Raw genomic sequence first — 9,272 nt, 5'->3', positions numbered from 1 at the left:
GCCCAGCATTCATGAATATTTGGACATTTTGCTTCTTCACAAACGGTATGAAGCTTCTTTTCACGCATCATTTTTTTTAATCCTGTATATTGTTCATTTGTATTTAGTTTTATTTTTAACCATTCTGGTTTGCGAATATTATTTGTAGACATGTCTATCACTCCTAAGAACAGACATTAGATTTTTAGTATTTAATAAACCACCAAGAATGAGATCATAAGAAAGTTAATTGTCTCCATTTCTTCATTCCTAGTGGTTCAATGGTAATTCGTTTAAGATTTTACTGTTACCTTCTGATCAGTTTCTTCTATTATATATCGTAAGATTGGTTGTCTCGCCGCTTGTACCTCATCCAACCGGCCGATGACTGTCGTGTGTGGTGCTTCTAACACAATCTCTGGGTTTTCTTCTACTTCTTTGGCAATTTTTATCATCACATCAGCAAAAGCATCCATTGTTTCCTTTGATTCCGTTTCTGTAGGTTCAATCATCAAACACTCCTCTACATTTAGCGGGAAGTAGATGGTTGGTGGATGATAACCAAAATCAAGCAGACGTTTTGCCATATCAAGTGTTCTTACACCCAGCTTTTTCTGTCTAGAACCGGATAAGACAAATTCATGTTTACAAACTTGTGAATACGGAGCATCGAAATACGGTTCAAGTTTTTTACGGAGGTAGTTCGCATGAAGCACAGCCCCCTCAGATACTAGACGTAATCCTACAGGTCCCATCGTACGAATATAGGTGTAAGCACGAACCAAAATTCCAAAGTTTCCATAATATCCTTTTACACGGCCAATTGATAGCGGATGATTTGAGTTCAATACATATTTCTCACCGTCTTTTTCAATACGTGGGACAGGTAAGTACGGAATGAGTTGCATTTTCACACCGACTGGACCTGCTCCTGGGCCGCCGCCGCCATGAGGAGTCGTGAACGTCTTATGAAGATTTAAATGCACAATATCAAAGCCCATATGGCCCGGTGTTGTTTTTCCTAGAATGGCGTTGGCATTTGCTCCATCATAGTATAATAAGCCGCCAGCTTCATGAACAACTTTGGCAATTTCCAAGATTTCTTTTTCAAACAATCCAAGTGTATTAGGATTTGTCAGCATCAATGCGGCTGTATCCTGATCCACATGCTTTTTTAATTCTTCTAAGTCGACCAACCCATTCTCATTGGAAGGAATGGTGACTGTTTTAAAACCAGCAACAGTTGCACTGGCAGGATTTGTACCATGCGCGGAATCCGGAACAAGGACCTTTGTTCTTTTTTCTCCTTTTTGTTCAAAATAGGCTTTTACCATCATTAAGCCAGTCCATTCCCCCTGTGCTCCTGCAGATGGCTGTAACGTTACTGAATCCATGCCGGTGATCTCAGCTAACTCTTCCTGCAAATTATATAAAAGCTCTAAAGCACCCTGAACCGTTTCAGCCGGCTGATACGGGTGAATCCGGCTAAAGCCGTCAAAACGTGCAACATCCTCGTTAATTTTCGGGTTGTATTTCATGGTACAAGAACCTAATGGATAAAACCCATTATCAATTCCGTGGTTTCGATTGGAAAGGGCTGTGTAATGACGTACAAGCTGAAGTTCTGATACTTCCGGGAGCTCGGCTGGTACATCACGAATCAAATGCTTCGGGTATTTTGTGTTTAAATCAATGCTTTCTACGTCAGATTCAGGAAGGCTTGAACCCATACGCCCTTGACGACTAATTTCAAAGATTAGCTCATTATATTCAATCATTTACGACTTCCTCCAATACTTTTACAAATTGGTCAATCTCTTCTTTTGTTCTCTGCTCTGTTACTGCAATAAGCATTTGATTGTCAAAGCCGTAATCACTTTCCAGGTCAAATCCTCCGATGATTCCCGCCTCAAGCAGTTTGGTGTTGAAGTCTTTGATCGGACGAGGAAGTTCCACAACAAATTCATTAAAAAATGGTGATTGATTGATAATGATAAAGCCTGCCTTTTGCAGACACTTTGCCATATAATCTGCTTTCTCAATGTTTAGCTGGGCCATTTGTCGAATTCCTTGCTTTCCAAGTGCAGACATGCAAATAGAGGAAGCAAGAGCATTTAATGCCTGATTGGAACAAATATTAGAAGACGCTTTATCACGGCGAATATGTTGTTCACGTGCTTGCAGCGTTAAGACAAATCCACGTTTTCCTTGCTCATCTGTTGTTTGTCCTACAATCCGCCCTGGTACTTTACGCATAAATTTTTTGTGAACAGCGAAATAACCGCAGTGTGGGCCTCCAAAAGCCATTGGTATTCCTAATGGCTGCATATCACCCACCACAATATCCGCCCCGAGTTTACCTGGTGCCTGCAAAAGCGCAAGTGCCAGTGGATTAGCACTAACAATGAGCAGCGCTCCTTGTGTATCCGCAATTTTTTTAATTTCTGCCAAATCTTCAATTGATCCGAAGAAATTTGGGTATTGAACAATAACAGCGGCAATGCTTTTATCCATTTGTTCTTTTAATCCTCTTAGATCGGTAACATCATCAACAAGATTGACTTCTTCTACTGTATATTCTTGGCCGCGTGCTACTGTATTTAATATCGATCGTGATTCAGGATGAACCGCTTTTGATACAAGCACTTTTGAACGCCTTGTTGATGAAATAGCAAGTGAGGCAGCTTCTGCAAGTGATGTAAAGCCATCGTACATAGAAGAGTTGGCAACATCCATTCCTGTTAACTCACAAACCATTGTCTGGAATTCAAAAATAGCTTGCAGCTCACCTTGGCTGATTTCCGGTTGATATGGCGTATAAGCTGTGTAAAATTCTGAACGTGAAATCATATGATTTACCACGCTTGGAATGTAGTGATCATATGTACCTGCACCAAGAAAGGTTGGATAGTTGTTGGCATTTTTATTTTTCGAAGCAAGCTGTTGCATTTTTTTCAACAGAAGCGGCTCTGGAACCGCTTCTGGAATGTTTAACTCACCCTCTAAACGTATTTCTTTTGGAATGTCCTCAAATAAATCATCGATTGAAGACACGTTTAAAAATGAGAGCATCTCCTCTTGATCTTGTTTCGTATCAGGAAGGTATCTAAATGTGTTGGTCATCTTATTCCCCTCCTTCAATATATGCCTGGTACTCATTTTCATTTAAAAGGGATTTTAACTCCTCTGGATTAGATAGTTCCACTTCTACTAACCACCCTGCATCATATGGCTGTTCGTTGATTGTCTGAGGATTATCGTTTAAATCCTCGTTTACACTAACAACCGTTCCAGATACAGGAGCGTAAATTTCAGAAACGGCTTTAACCGATTCGATTGTTCCCATCGATTCTTCCACAGTTACTTCATCATCAACTTCCGGAGTTTCAACAAACACGATATCCCCTAACTGTTTTTGTGCAAAATGAGAAATTCCAATTCTTACCCGATTTCCGTCTAGTTGTAATACCCATTCGTGTTCCTTGCTATATAGTAAACTTGCAGTTGCGTTTGTCATAATTTTACTTCCCTTCGTTTGTGATTTTGAATTTGACTATCTAGAACATGTAATTAAGTAACTGTAAGAATAGAATTCTATGATTCTATTAACCCATTTTATAAAACGGGGTCTTTATTACTACTGCATCAATTTGTTTATTACGGATTTCTACTTTTAGTTGTGTGTCAACTTGTGCATACTCCGCTGATACAAGGGCAAGACCTATGCTTTTCTTTAGAGTGGGTGATTGTGTTCCCGATGTAACTACACCAATTTCCACTCCACTCTCTGAAATTACTTTATAACCGTGCCGCGGAATCCCACGGCCAGTTACTTCAATTCCTACTAATTTGCGTTTTAATCCTTCTTCTTTTTGCCTTAAAAGTGCCTCTTTTCCAATAAAATCACTTTCTTTATTGGTTTTTACCGCGAAACCGATTCCTGCTTCAAGAGGACTAATATCGCTTAACAGTTCTTGACCATAAAGGGCAAGACGGGCCTCTAAACGAAGGGTGTCCCGTGCACCCAGTCCGCATGGCTTTAAGCCATCTTCACTACCTGCTTCTATCAACTTTTCCCATAGTGCTTCCGCCTGGTCAGCTGCTAAATAAAGCTCAAAACCATTTTCTCCTGTATAACCAGTACGTGATACGAGGACATCTGTTATCCCGGAAACATTGACATGTTGTGCAAATTTAAATGAGCCAATTTCAGAAAGATTGATTTCCGTTAGTTTTTGCAAAATACATTCAGCCTTTGGCCCTTGAATGGCTAGCTGAGCGGTTTCATTAGAGATATTTTTGAGAGTTACTTCACCCTTTACATGTTGCTTCATCCATTCAAAATCTTTATCAATGTTGGCCGCATTGATGACGAGTAAATATTTTGCATTCGTTAATTTATAAACTAATAAATCATCGACCGTTCCGCCGTTCTGGTAGCACATTGCAGTATACTGCGCCTGATTGATACTAAGTTTTGTAACATCGTTTGTGACCAGATAGTTTATGTAGCTTTCTGCATCTTTTCCTTCTACCACTACTTCGCCCATATGGGAGACATCAAAAAGTCCTGCTCGGTTACGTACTGCCTCATGCTCTTCTAAAATACTTGAAAACTGTACCGGAAGTTCCCAGCCGCCAAAATCGATGACCTTTGCGCCATGTTTTTTATATGTTTCAAATAAGGGTGTTCGTTTTAACAATGTTTCTGTACTCATTGTGTTACCTCCGATTTAGATTTCCGACAAAATAACTGTTCTTTTACCTTTTTACCTGTTTCGGTCATCGCCAGCCCGCCAAGTGCGGTTTCCCTTAGTGTCCGTGGCATTTCAATTCCAACCTTATACATCGCTTCTATGACTTCGTCACATGGAATACGGCTTTCCACGCCAGCAAGTGATAGATCGGCAGCTGAAAAGGCTATCGATGTACCAATGACATTTCGCTTTATGCAAGGTACTTCAACAAGTCCTGCAACCGGATCACACACCAAGCCTAATAATGATTTCATCGCAATGGCGGTGGCATTTACAGCTTGTTGTGGTGTACCGCCTTTTAACTCTACGATTGTCCCCGCAGCCATTGCCGTTGCCGATCCCACTTCTGCTTGACAGCCTCCTGCTGCTCCTGAAATAAAGGAACGGTTAGCAATCACGTAACCTAGCATACTTGCAGTAAATAAGCCCATGACTAAATCTTTATAAGAATAGGAGTCATTTTTATAAAGAGAAAACAATACACCAGGTAAAATACCAGCTGCTCCAGCGGTTGGTGTAGCTACAATGATCCCCATTCTTGCATTGCTTTCAGATGTAGCTAATGAAAACGTCATTGCATTACTAATGTAAGTTCCTGACAAGGCATTGCCCTGAGTCATGTAGTTATACATTTTCACCGCATCACCGCCGGAGATACCACTTGGTGCTGTTGAGCCGTCTTTAATTCCGCTATCAACGGCCTCCTTCATTTTGATCAATCGTTCTTCCATCATGCTGATGATGGTTTCTTCGTCTCTTCCTGACTTTTTCGCTTCCATCATCAACATGATTTCGCCAATGGTTTTTTGTTCTCTTTCACAAGCCTCAATCAGTTCTGCCATGGACTTAATTTCCATTAAATTGCCTCCATAAATACTTTCTCGTTTGGTTGAAAATGACTAGCGAGGGACGTAAAGTCATCGCCTGAACTTAAACGAATATCTACTTTTCTTCCGTTAATCATAAAGATTTTCGATAAACCACCGCCAAGCGATACACCTCCAACTTTTACAGCACGATTATTGCATTTTGCTGTTACAATCGTTGTATTGGGATGGTTATAATAAGTACATTTGTCTTCAAATTCGAAATGGTATTGCATTCCATCCTCTTTTGCCCACTCCAACGAATTTTTTATTCGTGGGTCATCGGTATTCATTCCAAGCAATCCGCCTATAAGCGCTTTATCCGTTCCATGTCCTTGGTAAGTTTCGGCAAAGGAATCATAAAAGACAATTTTTGTCTCTTCTGGACAACTACCTAACAGTTCATAAATAAATTTACCGATTGACACAACACCTGCGGTATGAGAGCTCGAGGGTCCAACCATAATTGGGCCGATTATATCAAAGCAACTTTGAAATTCCATGATATGTCTCCTTCTTAAACAGTAATTGGCTGTTGAAACAGTGGATAGTTACCACAAATATTTTTAGTAGTTTCTTTTGCTTGTTTAAGAACTTCTAGATTACCTTTACTTTTCAGAACAGCAGCGATTACCTTCCCAATCTTCTCCATATCATCCTGCTTCATTCCGCGAGTTGTTAAAGCAGCTGTTCCCATACGGACTCCACTTGTGACAAACGGGCTTGCAGGATCAAAGGGAATCGTGTTTTTGTTAACAGTAATACCTGCTTCTTCTAACAATCTCTCTGCTTCTTTTCCTGTTAAGTTCCACGGGCGAACGTCTAAAAGAACAATGTGATTGTCTGTACCTCCAGAGACAAGGGTTGCTCCTTCTTTCTTTAACGTATCCGCTAGTGCTGCTGCATTATCAATGATTTGTTTCGCGTAATCTTTAAAGCTTGGTTGTAAAGCCTCATTGAAAGCAACCGCTTTAGCTGCAATGATGTGCATAAGGGGGCCGCCTTGAATTCCTGGAAACACAGATTTATTAATCGCTTTGATAATCTCTTCATCGTTTGATAAAACGATACCGCCTCGTGGTCCTCGGAGCGTTTTATGGGTGGTGCTTGTTACAACATCTGCGTATGGAACTGGCGATGGATGAAGACCAGCGGCAACGAGTCCTGCAATATGCGCCATATCCACCATGAATTTTGCACCAACTTGGTCAGCAATTTGTCTAAAGCGTGCAAAATCAATTTTTCTTGGGTAAGCACTTGCCCCTGCAATAATCAATTTTGGCTGTTCTTTTTTTGCGATTTCTTCTAACTCATCATAATCAATCAAGTGAGTATCTTCTTTGACGCCATAAGACACAACCTCAAACCATTTTCCTGAAACACTAACAGGACTTCCATGCGTTAAATGCCCCCCTTGTGAAAGGTTCATTCCCATGATTTTATCGCCAGGCTGGAGCAATGCGAAAAAAACAGCAAAGTTAGCTTGTGCACCTGAGTGTGGTTGAACGTTTGCATATTTAGCACCAAACAGTTTTGTTAAACGATCAATAGCTGCTTGTTCTGCCACATCGACAAATTCACATCCGCCATAGTAACGCTTTCCTGGATAGCCTTCAGCATATTTATTGGTCATCACACTTCCCATTGCTTCTAAGACATCTTGGCTAACGAAGTTTTCCGATGCAATCAATTCCAATGTTTGATGCTGACGATCTTGCTCCTTTTTAATCGCTTCAAAAATGGTTTGATCATTTTGTTGTAAACTCATGTAAACTCCTCCTTGAAATATCGTTCAGGCTCCCCTTTATGCTTCACACATGGAATTTTTATCTCCTAATCACTCCAGGTCTTTGTTTCTCGAAACATCTGTTTTTTTGCACGCAAAAAAGGACAGAAGAAGGGGAAGCATGTAGCTTCATATTCCCTTCTCTGTCCTTTTTACCTGAGAGTTTAGTTCTGTTTTGAACCTTCCCCTTTGGTGGCATAACTATAATGCGCTCTCCAGAGTTGCGTCCAGCTGTGGTTCCATCTACCTGAGAGATTAATTCCAAGGGTTTTTTTGGAACTTGCTCCTTCGGTGGCGTGTAAAAATTGCACTCTCCCACAACCGTCATCCGCTCTATTTTTTTATTATTTTCAGAATAATTGTTACAGGAAGCCAAGTCAAGCTTTTTTTGAAAACGGTGTCAAAAATGGAAAATAAGACATTTTTGAGTTACCTATTAATTTTCTACTATCTTTTCCTGATTGACTTGATCGGCATAGTTTTCCTTCATATTCCGCATCTTATATATGGCAATTAGTAAAATAAACCAAACTGGAGTTACAAACAAGGCAACGCGAGTATCTTCTGCAAGTGCAAGCACAACCAGAACAAATGCTAGAAAAGCTAGGATCAAGTAATTTGAAAATGGATAAAGCGGCAATTTAAATTTGTTTACTTTTGCTAGATCTGGTCTTGTTTTACGGTATTTCAAATGGCTGATAATCGTAATACCCCAAATAAAGATGAAACATACAGTAGAAATACTTGTAATTAGTGTAAATACTCCTTCTGGCATGACATAGTTCAACACAACGGCAATTAAAATGACCACAGTTGAAAATAGCAATGCATTGGAAGGTACTTTACGGGAAGTAAGTTTTGTAAATGGTACAGGTGCATTTTTATCTCTGGCAAGTGAGTATACCATCCGACTTGTACTGAAGATGGCACTGTTACATGCCGAAGCCGCGGAAGTTAGAACGACAAAATTGACGATACCAGCAGCTGCAGCGATTCCAACCGCCACGAAGACTTGAACAAATGGGCTTTTCGCTGGATTTATCGCGTTCCATGGATAAATACTCATTATGACAATAAGTGCTCCAACGTAGAAAATTAAAACTCGAATAGGAATATTATTGATGGCCTTTGGTATTACTTTTTCTGGGTTTTCGGTTTCACCTGCTGTAAGTCCTACCAGCTCTATGCCAACAAATGCAAACACAACCATCTGGAATGAGAGAATAAACCCATTTATGCCATTTGGGAACCAGCCGTCATGGCTCCATAAATTCGTGAAACTGGATGCTCCTGCATTGGTGGAAAAGCCTTTAATAATCATGAACACACCGATGACAATGAGTGCCAGTATCGCGATGACTTTAATTAATGCGAACCAGAATTCCATTTCGCCGAAAAGCTTAACAGTAGCGAGGTTCATAACTAGCAAGATGACAAGCGCAATTAATCCTGGCATCCACTGTGGTACAGAGGGAAACCAATATTGAGTATAAAGACCAACTGCTGTTAAGTCTGCCATTGCAATTGATATCCAGCAAAACCAGTAGGTCCATCCCGTGATAAAAGCTGCCATATTACCTAAATAGTCTCTTACAAAGTCAACAAAAGAATGATAGTTCAAATTGGTTAAGAGCAGTTCGCCAAGTGCCCGCATGATTAAAAAGCAAATGACACCTGTAATTAAGTAAGCAAATAATATTGATGGTCCAGCTAAATGTATAGATTTTCCGGCACCTAGAAATAATCCTGTTCCGATTGCTCCACCAATAGCGATTAATTGTACGTGCCTGTTTTTTAGGCCTCTCGACAATTTCTGTTCCTGCATATTAAATCCCCACCCTCTACTTTTTTAATTTTTAGGCTGTGCTAAACTTGTCTGTTGAT

General features: G+C 40.2%; 8 protein-coding genes, 1 pseudogene and 1 riboswitch. All 9 genes and pseudogenes read right to left on the bottom strand.

The genetic code is table 11. The features are described from left to right. Positions 1-152, bottom strand: a pseudogene (locus V7659_RS26105) (lipoyl synthase); the annotation flags it as partial. 120 nt (positions 153-272) lie between these two features. After that, positions 273-1,757 (bottom strand): aminomethyl-transferring glycine dehydrogenase subunit GcvPB, encoded by a 1,485-nt coding sequence (gene gcvPB / locus V7659_RS26100; RefSeq protein WP_335543012.1) that lies wholly within the window; start codon positions 1,755-1,757, stop codon positions 273-275. Further along, positions 1,750-3,102 carry an aminomethyl-transferring glycine dehydrogenase subunit GcvPA gene (gene gcvPA, locus V7659_RS26095; protein WP_335543011.1) on the bottom strand — a complete coding sequence of 451 codons (1,353 nt, stop codon included), beginning with the start codon at positions 3,100-3,102 and terminating at the stop codon, positions 1,750-1,752. The genes gcvPB and gcvPA overlap by 8 nt, the downstream gene beginning before the upstream one ends. Before the next feature lies 1 nt (position 3,103). Next, positions 3,104-3,496, bottom strand: a complete 393-nt coding sequence (gcvH, locus tag V7659_RS26090) for a glycine cleavage system protein GcvH (RefSeq protein ID WP_335543010.1) — start codon at positions 3,494-3,496, stop codon at positions 3,104-3,106. An 88-nt stretch (positions 3,497-3,584) separates the two neighbouring features. Continuing rightward, complete coding sequence (gene gcvT, locus V7659_RS26085; RefSeq protein WP_335543009.1) at positions 3,585-4,697, bottom strand: glycine cleavage system aminomethyltransferase GcvT; 1,113 nt, start codon at positions 4,695-4,697, stop codon at positions 3,585-3,587. Next, positions 4,694-5,593 (bottom strand): L-serine ammonia-lyase, iron-sulfur-dependent, subunit alpha, encoded by a 900-nt coding sequence (gene sdaAA, locus V7659_RS26080; RefSeq protein ID WP_335543008.1) that lies wholly within the window; start codon positions 5,591-5,593, stop codon positions 4,694-4,696. The genes gcvT and sdaAA overlap by 4 nt, the downstream gene beginning before the upstream one ends. Then, complete coding sequence (locus V7659_RS26075; RefSeq protein WP_335543007.1) at positions 5,593-6,105, bottom strand: serine dehydratase beta chain; 513 nt, start codon at positions 6,103-6,105, stop codon at positions 5,593-5,595. Before V7659_RS26075 ends, sdaAA begins: the two co-directional genes overlap by 1 nt. 14 nt (positions 6,106-6,119) lie before the next feature. Continuing rightward, positions 6,120-7,370, bottom strand: a complete 1,251-nt coding sequence (gene glyA, locus V7659_RS26070) for a serine hydroxymethyltransferase (RefSeq protein WP_335543006.1) — start codon at positions 7,368-7,370, stop codon at positions 6,120-6,122. Between the two features lie 242 nt (positions 7,371-7,612). Further along, a riboswitch (glycine riboswitch) is annotated at positions 7,613-7,716 on the bottom strand. Positions 7,717-7,824: 108 nt separating this feature from the next. After that, positions 7,825-9,213 (bottom strand): amino acid permease, encoded by a 1,389-nt coding sequence (locus V7659_RS26065; protein ID WP_335543005.1) that lies wholly within the window; start codon positions 9,211-9,213, stop codon positions 7,825-7,827. Positions 9,214-9,272: the final 59 nt, after the last annotated feature.

This window comes from Neobacillus drentensis (genome assembly GCF_036966985.1).
Classification (GTDB): Bacteria; Bacillota; Bacilli; order Bacillales; family Cytobacillaceae; genus Neobacillus; species Neobacillus drentensis_E.
The sequence above is the reverse complement of the archived record's forward strand: the minus strand, read 5'-3'. Positions and strand labels throughout refer to the sequence as shown.